Here is a 16,634-nt window from a genome sequence, read left to right as displayed (position 1 = left end):
CATATGGTGAGTTAATCACATAACAAAACGCCATAAAGATTTCTTATGGCGTTAGCCGAACAGGGAGGTGCTGCTTCGGAGGAGCTAGTCTAGAGTTAACTTAAAATCTAAAGAAAGCTGCTCCGACAATGATTAACAAGATGAATAGCACCACAATTAACGCGAAGGAACTACCGTAACCATTAGACATATGGCCACCTCCTTTAGTGAGGATAGTATAAGATATGCTAAACGATAGTTTTCGACATAGATTTACGTCTAAATAAGAAAAAATGAATTTTTTGTCTAAAAAATAAACGGAAACGCCATAAAGGTTTCTTATGGCGTCAAACAGAACATGGAGGTACTCCTACATATCAATTAAATAGGAACGCCTTCTGGATAGCCTCCGAAGAAAGCTGCTCCCACAATGATTAATAAGATGAATAGCACCACGATTAATGCAAAGGAGTTACCATAACCATATGAGTATCCCATATGTCCACCTCCCTTAAAAAGAGATAGTACATGATATGCGGGTCGAATTACTTCGATAGGGATGCTAGTTGAAATGAATTTTAAAATAATTTTTTAGTCTAATTAAGTCGCAAGACAGAAAACCTGCGGATACTGAACTTACAGCATTTACGCTGTTTGTTTGGTGTCCGTTTTTTAATTGTTTATAAAAGGAGGACTACTCATGAATCGAAAAGACATTGAAAATCTAGTCAATAACTATCACTGGATGGTGAAAGAGGTTTATCGGTTGCAAAAAGTGCTTTATGGTTCAACTATTTCAATGAAAAATTGGGGTGTTGCACAATATGGATTAGAAGCAGCTATGCCAAAAGGAAGTCCTGGGAAGAGAAAGAGAAAGAGAGGATTTAGAATGGTCCTCTCTTTTTATTTTTAACGCTGATTTATTAACTTTGTCAGCGTTGATAAAGTTAATAACATAGCAAAACGCCATAAAAACTTCTTATGGCGTCTTCGTACAGGGAGGTGAATTCAAAAAGGCCGCTTTGGATTGAAGTGGCTCAAGACTAATAAAGGAATGCAGCACCAACAATGATTAATAGAATGAATAGCACTACGATTAATGCGAAGGTGCTACCATAACCATTTGAGTTTCCCATATAGTTACCTCCTTTAGTAGATTAGAAATATCTCAAGACTAAAAAAGGAATGCAGCACCAACAATGATTAACAAAATGAATAGCACCACGATCAAAGTGAAGGAGCTACCATATCCATTTGAGTACCCAGTATTTTCGTTAGAGTATCCACCGAAGAATCCCATATGTCCACCTCCTTTAGGGGAGATAGTATAAGGTATGACAAACAATAATTTTCGACATAGATTTAAGTCTAAAAAAGAAGAAATGAATATTTTGTCTAAAGGTGCAATAGCGGACACATCAGCAAAAGCTATTAAAACAAACACAAACTCAAACATGAGGTCCGGAGGTGGGTGAGATGTAATGCCAAGACCACGAGATCCACGCAGAGACAAGACTTTTCGTTTGTGGGAAGAGAGCGGTGGGAGCCAGAAGTTAAAAGACATTGCCGAGGAATTAAACGTCACAAGCAGCACTATCCGTAAATGGAAAGCAAACGATAAATGTGAACAAAAAATGAAAGGGAGCGCTCTTTTGCGTCGAGACGCACCTAAAGGGAACAAAAATGCAAAAGGAAACAAGGGAGGAAGTGCACATAAAAATGCGCTAGGAAATAAAGGTGGTGCCGCTCCACTTAGAAATCAAAACGCTGTGACGCATGGATTCTTCTCTAAATTCCTGCCAGAAGAAACGATATCGATCATGGAAGGGTTACAGGAGCGATCTTCTGTCGATATGATATGGGATCAGATACAGATCCAATATGCTGCGATTATAAGGACACAAAAAATCATGTTTGTTTCTTATAAGCAGGAAATGATTAAGGAACTGAAAAAGAAAAAGGCTGTCCTATCTGAGACAAACGAAATTGAAGAGGAAGAATACGAATTTCAATTTTCTTGGGATCGTCATGCTACGTTCTTGAACGCTCAATCTCGGGCAATGGCAGAGGTCAGGAACCTTATAAAGCAGTTTGATGAGTCAGCTGAGACTTTACTTGGTTTTGTTATTGAAGACCGAGAAAAGACAGGGAATGGCTTTATTGAGGTCTCGAAACGGTGAAAATAAGCCAGCCGGGATTGAATATATGGACGTTCAAAATGTTCGGGTTTGCAAACTGTCTGAACCAATCGATGTTGATTTTACGTACTTCGAACAAGGACAAATGAAATCAATCAAAAGAGAAAAACGATTTCATAAGTATGTTCAGATGATTGACGGCCGTATGGTTTACTTTAAAGAGGATGGTGATCCTCGCACTTTAAATTTAGAGACAGGCCAATATGATGAACAATCGCCTTTCGAAAAACGAGCCAATGAGGTAGTTCATTTCAAAATAGGAAGCGGTACATATGGAAAGCCCCGATGGATTCGCTATATTGTTAATTTGTATGGTGCTCGAAAAGCTGAAGAACTAAATTTTATGTATTTTAAACAAGGTAGACATATTCCCGCCCCTATCACAATTGAAAATGGTATGTTGTCGGAGGACTCATATACGCAATTGCAGGATTATATGAATGGGCTTGAAGGAGTATAAGTTCTTATTACTTGAAGCGGAAGGTATAGCGAAGGGGAAAAACATTCATGGCGATGAAGAGATTGCTCCAGTGGCAATTGATACGGCTGAAGTTTTTGCAAAATCAAAGGAATTTGAAACATCATATGTTTATCATCAAAAAATGCTTGAAACGCAAAAACAAATTCAGAAGGGAGAATGCCTGTATGAATTTTAAAAAAGGCGTAATCATTATTCTTAGTGCAGTTACTTTATGTTTAGGTTTCGTTACTGCTTTTACTGTAGAGCAAAGTGAAGCATATCATCAACTTTCTGACCGGAATCAAACATGAAAACTGATAGGTATAACCTTATTTTTGGGGAGAGTAAAAAGCAATTAGGGCACCGCAAATTAAAATTTTCGGTAGATCGCAATAACTTTTGGCTTGGTATTAAGAATCTTGAATACATGCTAGGTAACGAAGAAAGTGACAGGTTGGGGCTGTCAAAGAAAACACCAGATTATTAAGAAGCAAAAGGTAAAGAAACTAAGTTGGAGGAGTAAACCAGGCGTTTGCTCCTCTTTTTCTGTTTATAAAAGGACGTTGTATTTCAAAAGTATTATTGCTAGCTGCTATGAGTGGGGATCAAAATGATTTGTTTTTGTAATTTAAGAGGATAAAAAAGAGAGTGAAAATCATCCGCCACTTACTATCGAAAATAATTGGACTAAATTAAATAGGTAATAAGGTTTTAAATGCAAAAGGAAAAGTTTGCTTTGTAGACTGTAAGACATACAGTAAAAAAAGGAAAAACGTCTGATGAAAGAAGATATTTTTCGGTTTAATATAATTAATGCCCAAAAAATGGAGAAATACAATGGGTAAATGCAAATATCTCTAAGGAAAGGTCTCTCTTATTTTAAAACTGAAAGGGGATTAAAAAGAGTAAATGACTTAATGGATTCTGTGTTTTATATCTTTAACAGAATGAATGATTAGAATAATAAAATTTAGAAGACGGAGAATATGAATGTTTAAAAAAATTGGTGTTTTTATTTTACTATCTTTAATAATTGTTTCAGCTTTTTCACAGACGGCATCTGCTCATAAAGTTAACCCTGTGAATCCTAATGCTCAGGCGACAACGAAAGAGTTGATGAATTGGCTAGCCCATCTGCCAAACCGATCTGAAAATCGCATACTGTCAGGTGCATTCGGCGGATTCACAAATGCTTCGTTTTCCATGAAAGAAGCCAACCGAATTAAGAATGCTACAGGCCTGTCACCCGCAATTTATGGTTGTGATTATTCCAGTGGATGGTTGGAGAAGCCCTATATTTCTGATATTACTGAGACGATCGACTATAGTTGTAACAGTGACTTAATCTCATATTGGAAAAGCGGTGGAATCCCTCAGATTAGCCTACATTTAGCTAATCCCGCATCCAGTATTTTTGGGAAAAATGCTTCCCATATTTCAAACAGTGAGTATGAAAAAATCTTAGACTCATCAACTACAGAGGGCAAGCGATTAGAGGCTGTTCTGAGCAAAGTTGCAGATGGCCTTGATCAGTTAAAAAATGAAGGTGTTCCTGTTCTATTCAGACCTCTTCATGAAATGAATGGAGAATGGTTTTGGTGGGGACTAACCGAATATAACAAAAAAGACAGCCAGCGCTTCTCACTTTACAAACAACTTTATCAAAAAATCTATCATTATATGACTGATACCAGAGGTTTGGACAACCTGATATGGGTTTACTCACCGGACGCCAATCGAGACTTTAAGACTGACTTTTATCCTGGATCTTCATATGTTGATATTGTTGGATTAGATGCGTATTTCTCAGACGATTTTACAATTCAAGGATATGATGAGTTAACAGCTCTTAATAAGCCATTTGCATTCACAGAAATCGGCACGCAAAAACAAGATGGTAATTTGGATTATTCTGCGTTTCTTAATACAGTCAAACAAAAATATCCGAAAACCGTTTATTTTCTAACTTGGGATGAGGTTCACAGCCCTTCGGTTAATAAAGGTGGTTCTAGTTTTTATAATGACAGTTGGACCCTTAATAAGGGAGAGGTATGGGCAGGTAGTTCACTTTCACCAATAGTTGAATAAATGAATAACGTAAAAAGGGCATAACGAGTAAACAGTTTCTTCATATGGTTTAGTAAGGCTTGTTGAAATGCTTACAAAAAATTTATCGTCATAGAAGAAATGACGTTATGGTTTTCAAAGAAGATACTAGACTTTGAGCAAAGAAAAACGTTAAGGAGCAGACATGAGTTTGCTCCTCTTTTTTTGTCTATTAAAATATAATAGTGACTTTAGCGTCAAATCGTAAAAGAATTGCTATGACAGCAAAAAAATCGCAATGGTGTTTAACTGGCTGGCGGCAATGAAAAGCACTACTTTATTTTACGAGGAAAAATTAAAATCATAATTAATATGATGAAAAAGTTAGGACGGGCGTTTATGGTTTTTAGCTTACCATTTTTTAACCATAATTGATGTAAACGTATAGAAATGATGGCAACTGAATATAAAAAGTGGAATGAAAACAAGCTTTCATAACCAGTGATATGTATTTACTATGTTGAAGGACTAGTGGGCGTCGTATACGTCAGAGAAGAAACCGATGATTTAAACCATCGGTTTTTTTATTTGTTTTCATACTCATTAAAAATCACCTCATGTGGACAAACAGCTGTTACATAGCATTACCCAAGGGGTGATGCATTTTATGAAGGTAATAATCATCGAGGGACCGCAAGCTGACAAAACGCATTAACGATTGCTATCATTAAAATTTGTAGGAATGCGATCCATGGTGATGGAAATTTGTATGTGAAAAGGTATCGACCGAGGAACAAGCGATCAAGCATCGACAGCCAGCTCGAGGTCTCTAAGGAAGTGCTGAAGAATGCGTTGAGGGATTTTCTGGCGAGTTTGGATGAAGTAAAGGACTATAAGTAAAGTTTTCTAAGATCCTGACCGTCTTTCTCGGAAATGATAATTGAGCTTATCAGTGCTGACGAGTTGAGATAGTGAGACAAGTGGTTATATGGAAATATTTTCATGTATCTATCGTATATTCTGTCTCCATTAGTTTCGTAAAGTTTTAAAAGAAGCATGTAAATGAATGAGAGAAAGCCGGAATATTAGATCCGGCTTCTTCTGCATTATTTCCCCTTCGCTTTCTTCCGCTTTTCCTTTTCCGCCCGGTAGAACTCATGGAACATCTTCATCAGCGCCCGTTTCTCAATCCGAGATACATAGCTGCGCGAAATACCGAGTTCTTTGGCAATCTCACGCTGCGTTTTTTCCTTCTTTAAATCAAGCCCAAACCGCCCGACAATCACTTCCTTCTCCCGGTCATCTAAAATGTCAATGTATTGCTTCACTTTTTCAAGCTCCATATTGAGCTGGATCGTATCAATCACGTTTTCATTTTCAGATTTCAGGACATCGATCAGGCTAATTTCATTCCCTTCTTTATCCTGCCCGATCGGATCATGAAGGGAGACGTCTTTTTTTGTTTTTTTCAATGCGCGCAAATGCATGAGAATCTCATTATTAATTACAAAAGGGGGGTGCATAGATTTCCCGTCACTGATTGATTAAATAAATGTTGAGACAGCTTCCTGTAATATATGTTCAAACGTTTCTTCGCAAACGAAGGGGATACTTTAAATAGCCAAGCCACATTTTCAATTGCATGTGATTGTATGTACGAAAGGTTGATATTACGCAACATGTGTTTAAACAGAATGTTAATAATCAATCTCCTATCTTAATTGTCGAAGACCAGAAGCGCACATCTTTATATATACGCATTTAACAAAAGTACTTTTTCGAATAAAAACTATTACCTCTAATTGGATAAGGAGAGGAATTAATCCTTGAAACTCAGCGTGAAATTCATATACAAGACAGGGGTAGGGTATATGAAATTTAGTTTAGGTGGTGTTTGTTAATGACAAATCCTGAAATTGAGTCTTTTATTAAGGATGTGGATCGAATTGTTCATGACGGCGGGACTGAAGAGGTTTTGACTGGCAAGATTGCGGAGAGGATGAGACATCTGTTACAGGCCGATAATATTCTCCCTTCACAGTATCGGCAACCGAACCCAAAATACGCTCTGTATCCGTTGTATATTGCTGACGATGAGAGTTTTTCTATCGCGGTTGCGGTTTGGGATGTTGGCCAATCCACTCCTGTCCATGATCATGGAACGTGGGGCGTAATTGGAGTAGTGCAAGGAATAGAACACGAAATACAGTATGCATCGCCTTCTAATAAGCATGAGGAACTGATAGCATGTAATGACCGTTATATTCTGCAAGGGGAGGTTGTCGTCTGTTGCTCCACTGACCAAGACCTTCACAAAGTGGAGTGTGCCTCCAATGATCCGTGTGTAGGAATTCATGTGTACGGCGGCAATATTGGAAAAATAGAGCGTCATATCTACGATACACATACGAGGAAAAAACGGTAGCGGTTAGTCACTGGGTTCCTGTACCAGCTTCCCGACAGTAAGTCGCATCTTTACGCCTAATGACTGTATAAATCATAGAGTAAAGTTTATGTAGCTTACTTTTATTTAACAGATGTGCTTAAAATATAGCTTCGATAAATTTTCAGTTTATATTTGTTTGGATAACTATGGTGAATAGATTTAAAGGAGGGGCAATTATGACATAATAATCAGAAAATTTTAAAATGTAACTTGAAAAACATTTTAAATCGAATTACCTTATCTAAGAAAGGAGGATTAAAATATGAAAATAACTATTGAAGAATTACCTGAATCAAGGATTGCTTACTTCCGAAATGTTGGGGAGTATGGTGAAAAGCAAAACAAAGAATTAATGGAGAATTTTAAAAAGTGGGCAAAATCGAATGGTGTATTTGATAATTCTACAATTTTAGGCATACCACAAGATAACCCAGAGAATACTCCTAAAGAGGAATGTCGTTATGATGTTTGCGTTGTTATAAATAAAGATTTTAATGTGGAAAAACCAGCTCATGTTGGTGAATTTTCTGGTGGGAAATACGCTGTTTTCTTGCTTGACCATATAAAAGAGGCAGTCAGTGAATTTTGGGGCAATATTTTTACTGAGATAGAAAGAAATAATCTATCAATAAGAGAACAACCAGTTATAGAAAGATATACTTCACAAATGATAGATAATCATTTGTGTGAAATATTAGTTCCTATACAGTAACGAAGCAGGGACATTTCCTACAAAGGATGAACATCATGAGAGGCCTACTATGTATTTCAGATCTAATTGCAATTGAATTACCACAAGAAAATGACACAGATATGATGTTTAAAGTTGAAACAGTCGATCCACCTGAACGTTGTCCTGAATGTGGTTTTGACAAGTTGTACAAACACAGTTCAAGAAAGAAACTAATTATTGATTTGCCCATTCGTTGAAAGCGAGTGGGCTTACAATGCAGACGATTGCTATATTAAAGCCAACCTTTATTCCGGTCGCTCACTTATTAGATGGCTGTTATTTGTTAATCGATAAAACAAAGGCATCAACAGACCCAAACTACTTATGGTTACTTAATCAAACGGAGTATGAATTTCTAAACTTGAATTTCGAGCTCTTTGTAGATAGGTATATTGTTTCGCAAGGGGCGAATTTTTGGAAATTCTGTATACAGCTGAAAATTATTATAGAACAAATTGAAAATCTCGAAAAAAACCGTCCAGGTAAACACTAATGACCAGAACATATTGACGGCATTTATGTAAGAAGCCCTTCTCGTTATGAGAAGGGCTTTCTGCATATTTAATATTGATTATACATTGCCGGACAAAGTTATCTCTTGTGTTACATAAAAAAGAACCTTTGCCTCAAACAGAAGGGGAAGTTTAGTTTAACCTTGGCTTAAATTCATTGATGTAATGAAATGTTGAGTTATTCTGGTAATAAAGTCATTCTCAAAATTCTGCTGATTTATAAAGAGCCGATCTTACCTTATAAAAGCTTATATTTTTAGTAAATTAAGGTTTTTTAAGGTTTTAATACCTGTATTTATGTTATAACTATTAAGTACTTTATGGGTATTTGGATATATAAAGGTTAAGGAGGACTGTTGTGGAAATTTAATCTCACATTAAGTTAGTTTTGTATGAATTTGGAGGATCTATTATGAAAAAGTTTTTAAGCGCTATACTAATTATTTTTGTTTTTTCAATGATTAATTTACCGAACTATGTTAAGCCGGAGAAAGCCTACGCTGTATCAAACGAAATTACAAAAAAAGATTTTGCTGATTTAGATACAGCTTTAAATACTCTTACGAAGCTTCAGCAAGAGTATAATAAATTAGATAAGTCTAAAAAAACAATATGGGTAGAGACCAAGAAAAAAGCAGTAAAGAAGCTAATAGACAATGAAATTATTAAGATAGAAAAATTAATAAAAACTAAGGTTATACCTGCTGTACAGAAAACAGTTAATGATATCAAAACTTTTATAGACCTTTTGAAAGGCATCCATGAAGATATTAAAGGTATGATTGAAGCTATAGACCAGTGTAATAAAGCAATGGATGAAATTAATAAAACTCTAAATGAACAAGTTAAAACGGTTGATGAAATAAATGACATCATGGTTGATATGAATAAAACATATGATGAGATGAATAAAGAAGTAGACAAAATGAATAAAGATGTATTAGAAATGCAAAGAGGCATTGATGAGGCAAATCGTGGTTTTAACCAAATGAATGGTGCACTTACTGGTTTAAATAAAGCAATGGATAAAACCAATTCTAGTCTTAAAGCTGCCAATTCTAATATGAAGCAGATGACTAAATCTGTTGATAAGATTAATTCTGGAGTTACACATGTATCCAAAAGTATGAACAATGTAAATAATTCACTTGATAAGCTGAATAAAAACTTGGATACTGTTAATAAAACTAAAATAAATTATAATTATCATTATTACTCATCTGATGGATCAACAACAAAGAAGTTAAACACACTTAATCAAAAGAGAAAGAAAGTAGAGGATTCTCAAAAAAATATAAAGAAAATAGATGTTGAGATTAATAATGTTTCTCATTATGATACAGATAGCTTGAGAAAAACACAACGCTTTTTGTCATTTACTGCTGATCTATTACCTATTTTGTCGAATTTGAAAAGTGGAAGCGAAGCTATAACAGGTAAAGATTTAATATCTCAAAAAGAACTTTCTTCATTTGACAGGACCGTAGCTGTTTTAAGTGTGGTTGGCGGCGACGCTACAAAGGTTTCAGGAAAATTAGCAGGAACTGTATCAAAAACTAACAAAAGCGCAAAATATGTAGAGAGTAGCGTTAAGGCAAGGAAAGTACTTAATAGCTTTACTGAAGTTTCTGATTTTGTGGCAAAAAATGGCCGGTTGCCGGATAATTACATAACTAAAGGAGAAGCAAAAAAATTAGGATGGGAAAGCAAAAAAGGTAATTTATCAAAAGTAGCACCGGGTAAAAGTATCGGGGGAGATATATACAAAAACAGAGAAAAGCGTCTTCCTGAAGCTAAAAATAGAGTGTGGCGTGAAGCTGATATAAACTATACCACAGGTTACAGAGGGAATGACAGATTACTCTATTCGAATGATGGATTAATATATAAAACAACAGATCATTATAAAACGTTTGTTAAGTTAAAATAATGGAGGAAATAGTTTTCAATGGGAAAAATAATTGTAGATGGAAAAGACTTTGAAAATAAAGAAGGATTACATGATGCATTAAAAGATAAATTAGACTTCCCAGACTACTATGGGAAAAATTTAGACGCCTTATGGGATTGCCTTACAGGGTGGATAGAGTTGCCATTAACTTTAGTCTGGAGAAATTTTGAGTTAAGTAAAAAGTTTTTAGGTTCATATGCTGATGATGTATTAGGAGTTTTCCAAGAGGCGCAAGAGGAATTAGAGGATGAGTTTAAAATAATAATAGAATAGACTTTCTTTTTTAGTTTTGTGAATTTGAAAAGAGTACCTTAGCGGCTTTACTTGGGTTCAAGAATGCTGCTGAGGTATTTTATTTTTATTAATAATGTTTATTCAGACTTTAAGAGTCAAAAACTAAAGCGAAACTTGAAGAGTTCTTGAAATAAAAAAGGCCCTCTTGAAAGGGACTGACCCCCGTTTTTAAGACAGGGATCAAAACACCTTTTATACAGCCAATTGCCGATAGCTTATCGGTGATTGGCTGTTTAGTTTCGTTTGAATACGAATATTGTTATAATAATAAATGTATTCTTTGACAGTGCGTTCTACGATGGCGGTCGTGGTTCGATTAATGCTGTTAAGATAGAACGTTTCAGACTTTAGTGAGGAATGAAACGATTCGATGGAGGCATTATCAGCGGGCGTCCCTTTGCGGGACATGCTCATGGTAATGCCTTTTGTTTTAACAGCTTTCTGATACTCATAAGATGTATACACAGATCCTTGGTCACTATGTAACACGCAGTTCTGAGGCAGTGTTGGCAGTTGATCAAGTGTGTTTAAGACAAAGTCTGTGTCCTGCTTATCTCCAATCGTCAAAGCAATTACTTCTCCATTGTATACATCCAATATACTGGAAAGGTACAATTGTTTCTGTCCATAAGGCAAATACGTGATATCCGTTACTAGTTTTTCAAGAGGATGATCAGACTGAAAGTTCCGATTCAATATGTTATCGACCACGGCATATGGCTGCCCATTCTTCTTGCGTTTTTTCACCTTAACCCGGCACTGCCACTGATTTTTCTGCATGATACGCTGAACCGTTTTATGGTTAATACGCATTTCCTTTTTTAATATAGCTGTAATTTTTCGATATCCATATCGATACTTGTGCTCTCGGCACAACGTGCCGATTTGTTTTTTCAAATGGCACTTGGGATGATCTTTCATCAGGTTCTTCTTCCAACGATAATAAGACGCTCGTGAGATACCTAAATGAACACAGATATTCTGTACGGTCATTGTGCCGTGCAATACTTCTACAAGTTCAACTGACGTTTGGCTATCAACTTCCTTTCCAATTCGTTGTACTTTTTTAGAACTTCATTCTGTTGTCTCAGATAACGGTTCTCTGCCTGCAGTTTCTCTAATTCGTAAGAATACTCCGGACCTTTTCCGTAAGTGTATTGCTTACCAACAGGCTGTTCAAATCGATGTGTATCCTCAGCTTTATGCCATCTAATCCATGTCTGAACCTGCGTCTTATTCTTGATATTCAATTCCTGCATGATCTCTTTCATAGGCACGCCTGCCAATCTCATTTCTACAGCCTTCTGCTTAACTTCAACCGGATAACTCACTCTTGTCCCCATAGAAAAAACACCTCCAAGTCTAATTTCGACTAACAATCATCCGTTTTCAAACTTGAAGGTGTTTTTTATTTGTCTCATCTTATGGGGTCAGTCCCCTTAGCCTCAGTGTTCTTGATATGAACTGGTACTTCTATCATAACATAGGGGGCGCTTTGAGTGTACAATCCAAGAGAAATAAACATCAAAAAAGACTTCACTATTCAGCAGAAAATTGACCCAGGAAAAGTTCAGATCATTGTTTTAGATGGGAATCAGGGAACTGCACATGTCTTAGATGCTCCGGAGCACGGTAAGACTGTTATTCAAACTGTAAAGGGGAGCTTTGCGCGGGTTGATCATGAGATAGGTTACAAAGTCAGGTAAGCACTTGAAAAGAAGTTTTATGGTGGATGCCATTACAAGTTAAACTTCAAATGGTCGTCAAGTTAATGACTATCAAACAGGTAGTTGAACTATAAGAAAAAGGAGGCTATAAACCTCCTCATAGTTAACTTGAATAGTAGGCGATATAAGATCCATCAGGATAAAAAGTAACACTGTCTAAATAATATGTTGTTCCGTTGATAGTGATTGTTTGTCCTGGGTCTGGATCAGAAGGAAGTCCACGAACAACTAGGGTACCTAATGCAGATACTTCCTTTGTTTGACTTTCTTCAGAATGAGTATCGGTAGGGCTTGCGGCAAAGGCAGGAGCGGCAGAAACAAGCAAAGCAAGTGACAAAGCAGTACCAGTTAAAACTTTTTTCAATTTCATTTTAAACACTCCCTTTGTTTTTTAATACAAGTGTATTATTACACAAGATACAAAAATATCCAAGGTATTTTTTGTTAATATTTTGTGAACTTAGTTTAAATATAGAATCCACCCGAATGCCTGCACCACGAAATGAGGGCACAGCATGAGCGCTGAGAGGTAATATTGTCCAAGAAGGAAAGCCTGCGGACACTGAACTTACAGTATTATTTACGCTGTTGGTTTGGTGTCCGTTTTATTTGTTTAAAAAGGAGGACGTTTCATCAATCGAAAAGAAATTGAAAATCTAATCAATAGCTATCACTGGATGGTGAAAGAGGTTCATCGTTTGCAGAAGGTACTCTATGGTTCGGTAATTCCAATGAAAAATTGGGGTGTTGCTCAATATGGATTAGAAGCTGCTATGCCAAAAGGGAGTCCTGGGAAGAGTCAGGCTGAATTGAGGCAAATGGATATGCGAGAGGAATGTCTTTTCAAACGTCTTAAGTACTATAAGAAACGAGTATTATGCAGTTGAGTTGGGGGCAGAAAAGATCAAAGGAGAGCAACATAAAGTCATTTATGATTGCATGATGGAGGGTATGAGCTACCGCGCAATAGGTCTTCACCTTGGCATTTCAAGGGAAACTGTACGCAAAATGAAAGACGAATTGATCAGCCAATTATACCAAGATTGCCACTTTGAGCGTTTGTTGAATCTGAAAAAATCTGTGGTTTAAAATTGGAGGCAGGTCGGCGCGGCTGAATTATTATTGTGCCACCTAAACCATATAGTAAAAGGATAATAAATCATTCGACAAATTCTGCAAAGTGTCCCTTTGTTCTCTTTGTTCACCGATAATAAAGGTGGGGGAGGAGACAAATGAAAAAGATTTGTTTGTTATTTATATTAGTTGGCATTGTGGCGGTAATTGGTGCATGTTCTTCAGAAGATCCGACTGACGATACATCGGTAAACTCTGTCGATTCATCAACAGATGATTTAACGGACGATACATCTGATGAATTAGATACAGATAGTGGTGAATCTGATAGCTCAATTTATACTGAAGAAGAATTAGAGAGTAATCCAAAAACACCTTCTTCAAATCCAAATGATTACAATGATGATGGAGAGTATGTACCAGAGAATGGGGTTTCTGATAACCCAGCTGATTATAATGCCAACGGAGAATATAAACCAGTTGAAGACATGACTCAAGAAGAGATTGAAAAAGAATTGGAAAGTATGATTGGAGATAGTATAAATCAATAATTTTTTCATGGGGCACCTTATTAGGTGTCTTTTTTATGTTTAATCGTTCGACAAATTTTGCAAATAGTTCCTTAGTTACTTGCTTTAACCGATAATTAAAAAGAGGTGATTAAATGGGAAATGAAAATGGATGGAGCAAAAACTTGGTAGGAGACTTAAAGATACCTAAGATCAATTTAGAATTACCTAAATTGAATTATCCTCCACCTGACTTGAGTCATATTAAGAAAATTAATGAGCAGATAGCTTCAGAGCGGCAACAAAAAGAGCAAGCCATTAAACAAAGAGAGAAAGATGAGAAAGAGTACCGTGAACAAACTCTTCAACTACTATCTGGTATCGAAAGGAATACAGCTATACTGCATGAAATATCGTTGCTTATGAGAACTAGCAATGAGAAACAAGATGAAATTTTCACTCTAATTGTAGAAATGTTAGAGGTATTGAAAAGTGCCAATCAGGAAGAAGCTGTAAGCAAATATAGAAAGATCATGGATAAGATAAGTAAATTCAAAGGAGATACTGATACTATTAAATCACTTTATAGTGTTGGTTCTGCTATTTTGACTATGATTAATACTCTTAATTCTTGAGCCGGTTTAGCGTTGTAAAGGAGTAGGAGCTGTATAATTTGAATCAAACTAACTTACTTTTAAGATTCGCTCTTGAAATCGTTGCACTAATCTCCATAGGTGTGTTTGCATGGACCCATTTTAACTTTAATGGTTATCTTAAGTATGTTGTAACTTTGGTTTTACTGATTGTAGTTATGATTATCTGGTCAGTGTTTGCAGTGTCTAATGATCCTATTCGAAATGGACAAACTGTAATAGCTGTAAACGGGGTAACAAGATTAGTTATTGAATTTATGATCTTTATAATGGCTGTTGCAGCGCTTTATTTTAGTAATTTAAAAACTGTTAGTATCATCTTTTTATGTCTTATAATACTCCACTATATATTTTCAGTTGAGCGTATCAAATGGCTTCTAAATCAATAGTCTTTAATTTCAGCACTCCTTATTAGAGTGCTTTAATTATTATTCGCTGTAGAAAATATATTCAAATGTTTTAGGGGGGCGCTTATTTGGAATTCATCGTTAAGCCATTGTACAAAAGTAAAATTTGTATTTAAAATGTAGTAATAAAAATAAGTGATTCCTTAGGAGGTTAACTTATGGAAGAAAAGAAAAAAGCTTTAATAATTGTGGATGTACAAAAAGCCTTCGATGATAAAAAATGGGGTGAACGAAATAACTTAAAGGCGGAAGAAAACATTAGTGAAATACTAAAATTGTGGAGAGAAAAAGGATGGACAGTAATATACATACAACACACTTCTGATAAACCTCATTCTTTATTTCATCCAAAGAATGAAGGGTTTGCTATAAAGGAAATAGTTAAACCTATGGATGAAGAAGTAATAATAACCAAGAAAGTAAATAGTAGCTTTATTGGTACTAATTTAGAAGAGTTCTTAAAATTAAATGAAATAACAACTGTAGTAATAACTGGTTTAACTACACCTCATTGTGTATCAACAACCACAAGGATGAGTGGCAATTTAGGATTTGATACATACCTAATTTCAGATGCAACAGTAGCCTTCGGTATTAAAGACCAAAATGGTACATATTATGATGCGAATACTATTCATAATGTATCTATAGCTACATTGCACGATGAGTTTGCCACAATATTAACAACTGATCAATTAATAAACGATTTTATAAAACTCTCTAATTAAAATAATTATGCGCAATTATGGCATGATAATGGCACGCCATTTTGTATTCCGTATGTCTTATGGTAATAGGTAATAAAACGAGAAGAGCGACCCAAATGTAGGGGTCGCTTTTTATCACTAATAAAACTATGCACAAAATGTTCAAAAGAGAAAGCAGTTCTGTGATCACGTAAATTAAGATTCGTAGCAAAAATTTCGACAAATTCTGCAAATTATTCCTTTGTCCTTTTCTTTCACCGATAATAAGGTGGGAGGAGATTATATGAGTTTTGAAACAAAGTATTTAATAAGGTGGGGCATACCAGGATGGATGTTAATTTTCTGGATAGGAGCCTATTTTGTACTTACTGAAGCTGACTATATATCAGCTCATTTAAAGTTTTCTGAGCTTGGAAAATTAATAGGGGTTTTCATTTCTCTGAGTATATTTGGCGTGGTAGTGGGTTATATAATTCATCATTTATACTTTGTAGCGAATTGGATATTTAATAAAAATCAGATTTTTGATAATGCAATTAAGCAGGTTGAGAATTTTCCCAAACCTGACAATTGGAGAGATAACAATAAGAACGATTATTTTTATTTTGAGGTTTTATGGCATGAAAATTTATTAAAGATTAAAGAAGAAGATAAAAGAAACTATATCGTTGAAAGGTATAGGTACCTGCTATCAACAATTCATGCCTTGGGTACTGTTTTCGTAAGTCATTTTTTAGCCGTTTTGTTTACAGTGATAGCAACACTGTATAAGTATGGCTGTTTTTCTTACCCGCCGATGGTAATTGCTATGTTAATTATACAACTTGTAATATTGTTTATTGCGGTATCAAGTTTCAGATACTACTCTGCAAATGTTTGTGAATAGTAAGGTGCAACAGATAAAATGCGTGAATAGCCAATTTTATAAAAATACTTGA

Annotated in this window: 18 protein-coding genes and 8 pseudogenes; 18 read left to right on the top strand and 8 right to left on the bottom strand. The window is 35.6% G+C overall.

All coding sequences use genetic code 11. The features are described from left to right. Window positions 1–100 precede the first annotated feature (100 nt). A complete protein-coding gene (locus tag WA325_RS05285) occupies window positions 101–190 on the bottom strand; it encodes a YjcZ family sporulation protein (protein ID WP_105953546.1) in 90 nt (29 codons plus the stop codon). 170 nt (window positions 191–360) lie between these two features. Continuing rightward, on the bottom strand, window positions 361–477 hold the full coding sequence (locus WA325_RS05280) for a YjcZ family sporulation protein (RefSeq protein WP_082687868.1): 117 nt from the start codon (window positions 475–477) through the stop codon (window positions 361–363). Window positions 478–679: 202 nt separating this feature from the next. Here WA325_RS05280 and WA325_RS05275 point away from each other — a divergent pair. Beyond that, a pseudogene (locus tag WA325_RS05275) lies at window positions 680–844 on the top strand (sigma-70 family RNA polymerase sigma factor); the annotation flags it as partial. 178 nt (window positions 845–1,022) lie between these two features. Here WA325_RS05275 and WA325_RS05270 read toward each other — a convergent pair. Further along, window positions 1,023–1,115: a YjcZ family sporulation protein gene (locus tag WA325_RS05270; RefSeq protein WP_021480116.1), complete on the bottom strand. Its 93-nt coding sequence runs from the start codon at window positions 1,113–1,115 to the stop codon at window positions 1,023–1,025. Between the two features lie 38 nt (window positions 1,116–1,153). Next, on the bottom strand, window positions 1,154–1,279 hold the full coding sequence (locus WA325_RS05265; RefSeq protein WP_105953548.1) for a YjcZ family sporulation protein: 126 nt from the start codon (window positions 1,277–1,279) through the stop codon (window positions 1,154–1,156). Between the two features lie 181 nt (window positions 1,280–1,460). On the opposite strand from WA325_RS05265, the pseudogene terS reads away from it, so the two are divergent. The 4 genes and pseudogenes from terS to WA325_RS05245 form a co-directional block, all read left to right on the top strand. Beyond that, a pseudogene (gene terS, locus WA325_RS05260) lies at window positions 1,461–2,090 on the top strand (phage terminase small subunit); the annotation flags it as partial. Continuing rightward, window positions 2,067–2,833, top strand: a pseudogene (locus WA325_RS05255) (phage portal protein); the annotation flags it as partial. The pseudogenes terS and WA325_RS05255, both read left to right, overlap by 24 nt. After that, window positions 2,823–2,948 carry a hypothetical protein gene (locus tag WA325_RS05250; RefSeq protein ID WP_336183288.1) on the top strand — a complete coding sequence of 42 codons (126 nt, stop codon included), beginning with the start codon at window positions 2,823–2,825 and terminating at the stop codon, window positions 2,946–2,948. The pseudogene WA325_RS05255 and the gene WA325_RS05250, both read left to right, overlap by 11 nt. A gap of 679 nt (window positions 2,949–3,627) precedes the next feature. Next, the gene (locus WA325_RS05245) at window positions 3,628–4,725 is read left to right on the top strand and encodes a glycosyl hydrolase (protein ID WP_336183287.1); all 1,098 of its coding nucleotides are present in this window, start codon (window positions 3,628–3,630) and stop codon (window positions 4,723–4,725) included. A gap of 1,064 nt (window positions 4,726–5,789) precedes the next feature. Here WA325_RS05245 and WA325_RS05240 read toward each other — a convergent pair. Both WA325_RS05240 and WA325_RS05235 read right to left on the bottom strand, forming a co-directional pair. Continuing rightward, window positions 5,790–6,188, bottom strand: a pseudogene (locus WA325_RS05240) (sigma-70 family RNA polymerase sigma factor); the annotation flags it as partial. After that, window positions 6,188–6,364 (bottom strand): annotated as a pseudogene (locus tag WA325_RS05235) (ImmA/IrrE family metallo-endopeptidase); the annotation flags it as partial. The pseudogenes WA325_RS05240 and WA325_RS05235, both read right to left, overlap by 1 nt. 219 nt (window positions 6,365–6,583) lie before the next feature. Here WA325_RS05235 and WA325_RS05230 point away from each other — a divergent pair. The 6 genes and pseudogenes from WA325_RS05230 to WA325_RS05205 all read left to right on the top strand — a co-directional run bounded on the left by WA325_RS05230 (window position 6,584) and on the right by WA325_RS05205 (window position 10,598). Further along, window positions 6,584–7,108 carry a cysteine dioxygenase family protein gene (locus WA325_RS05230; RefSeq protein ID WP_336183286.1) on the top strand — a complete coding sequence of 175 codons (525 nt, stop codon included), beginning with the start codon at window positions 6,584–6,586 and terminating at the stop codon, window positions 7,106–7,108. A 283-nt stretch (window positions 7,109–7,391) separates the two neighbouring features. Beyond that, a complete protein-coding gene (locus tag WA325_RS05225; RefSeq protein ID WP_336183285.1) occupies window positions 7,392–7,841 on the top strand; it encodes an AraC family transcriptional regulator in 450 nt (149 codons plus the stop codon). 35 nt (window positions 7,842–7,876) lie between these two features. Continuing rightward, a pseudogene (locus WA325_RS05220) lies at window positions 7,877–8,056 on the top strand (ISL3 family transposase); the annotation flags it as partial. A gap of 38 nt (window positions 8,057–8,094) precedes the next feature. Beyond that, a pseudogene (locus WA325_RS05215) lies at window positions 8,095–8,321 on the top strand (SMI1/KNR4 family protein); the annotation flags it as partial. 465 nt (window positions 8,322–8,786) lie between these two features. Then, window positions 8,787–10,304, top strand: coding sequence for a ribonuclease domain-containing protein (locus WA325_RS05210; RefSeq protein WP_336183284.1), 1,518 nt, complete (start codon window positions 8,787–8,789; stop codon window positions 10,302–10,304). An 18-nt stretch (window positions 10,305–10,322) separates the two neighbouring features. Next, a complete protein-coding gene (locus WA325_RS05205; protein ID WP_336183283.1) occupies window positions 10,323–10,598 on the top strand; it encodes a barstar family protein in 276 nt (91 codons plus the stop codon). Window positions 10,599–10,811: 213 nt separating this feature from the next. On the opposite strand, the gene WA325_RS05200 is transcribed toward WA325_RS05205, so the two are convergent. After that, window positions 10,812–11,962 (bottom strand): IS3 family transposase gene (locus WA325_RS05200; RefSeq protein WP_336183282.1). Its coding sequence is split into 2 segments (ribosomal slippage): window positions 10,812–11,689 and window positions 11,689–11,962, totalling 1,152 coding nucleotides; the frame shifts between segments, so codons are not numbered across the junction. Window positions 11,963–12,118: 156 nt separating this feature from the next. On the opposite strand from WA325_RS05200, the gene WA325_RS05195 reads away from it, so the two are divergent. Beyond that, on the top strand, window positions 12,119–12,325 hold the full coding sequence (locus tag WA325_RS05195) for an XtrA/YqaO family protein (protein ID WP_024122227.1): 207 nt from the start codon (window positions 12,119–12,121) through the stop codon (window positions 12,323–12,325). A 124-nt stretch (window positions 12,326–12,449) separates the two neighbouring features. Here the strand turns inward: WA325_RS05195 and WA325_RS05190 are convergent, their stop codons facing one another. Beyond that, window positions 12,450–12,716: a transcriptional regulator gene (locus WA325_RS05190; protein WP_105953550.1), complete on the bottom strand. Its 267-nt coding sequence runs from the start codon at window positions 12,714–12,716 to the stop codon at window positions 12,450–12,452. A 262-nt stretch (window positions 12,717–12,978) separates the two neighbouring features. Here WA325_RS05190 and WA325_RS05185 point away from each other — a divergent pair. The 6 genes and pseudogenes from WA325_RS05185 to WA325_RS05160 all read left to right on the top strand — a co-directional run bounded on the left by WA325_RS05185 (window position 12,979) and on the right by WA325_RS05160 (window position 16,582). Beyond that, window positions 12,979–13,435 (top strand): annotated as a pseudogene (locus WA325_RS05185) (sigma factor-like helix-turn-helix DNA-binding protein). A gap of 143 nt (window positions 13,436–13,578) precedes the next feature. Then, the gene (locus WA325_RS05180; protein WP_336183281.1) at window positions 13,579–13,971 is read left to right on the top strand and encodes a hypothetical protein; all 393 of its coding nucleotides are present in this window, start codon (window positions 13,579–13,581) and stop codon (window positions 13,969–13,971) included. Window positions 13,972–14,084: 113 nt separating this feature from the next. Further along, a complete protein-coding gene (locus WA325_RS05175) occupies window positions 14,085–14,564 on the top strand; it encodes a hypothetical protein (RefSeq protein WP_024122223.1) in 480 nt (159 codons plus the stop codon). 29 nt (window positions 14,565–14,593) lie between these two features. Then, window positions 14,594–14,971: a YrdB family protein gene (locus WA325_RS05170; RefSeq protein WP_326326538.1), complete on the top strand. Its 378-nt coding sequence runs from the start codon at window positions 14,594–14,596 to the stop codon at window positions 14,969–14,971. A gap of 176 nt (window positions 14,972–15,147) precedes the next feature. Beyond that, a complete protein-coding gene (locus WA325_RS05165) occupies window positions 15,148–15,717 on the top strand; it encodes a cysteine hydrolase family protein (protein ID WP_326326198.1) in 570 nt (189 codons plus the stop codon). Between the two features lie 262 nt (window positions 15,718–15,979). Further along, window positions 15,980–16,582 (top strand): hypothetical protein, encoded by a 603-nt coding sequence (locus WA325_RS05160; protein WP_105990334.1) that lies wholly within the window; start codon window positions 15,980–15,982, stop codon window positions 16,580–16,582. The last annotated feature ends 52 nt before the right edge of the window (window positions 16,583–16,634 follow it).

Source organism: Bacillus sp. 205(2023), assembly GCF_037027485.1.
GTDB classification, from domain to species: Bacteria; Bacillota; Bacilli; order Bacillales; family Bacillaceae; genus Bacillus; species Bacillus halotolerans.
Note: the sequence above shows the minus strand (reverse complement) of the source record. Positions and strands in the feature narration are given on the sequence as shown.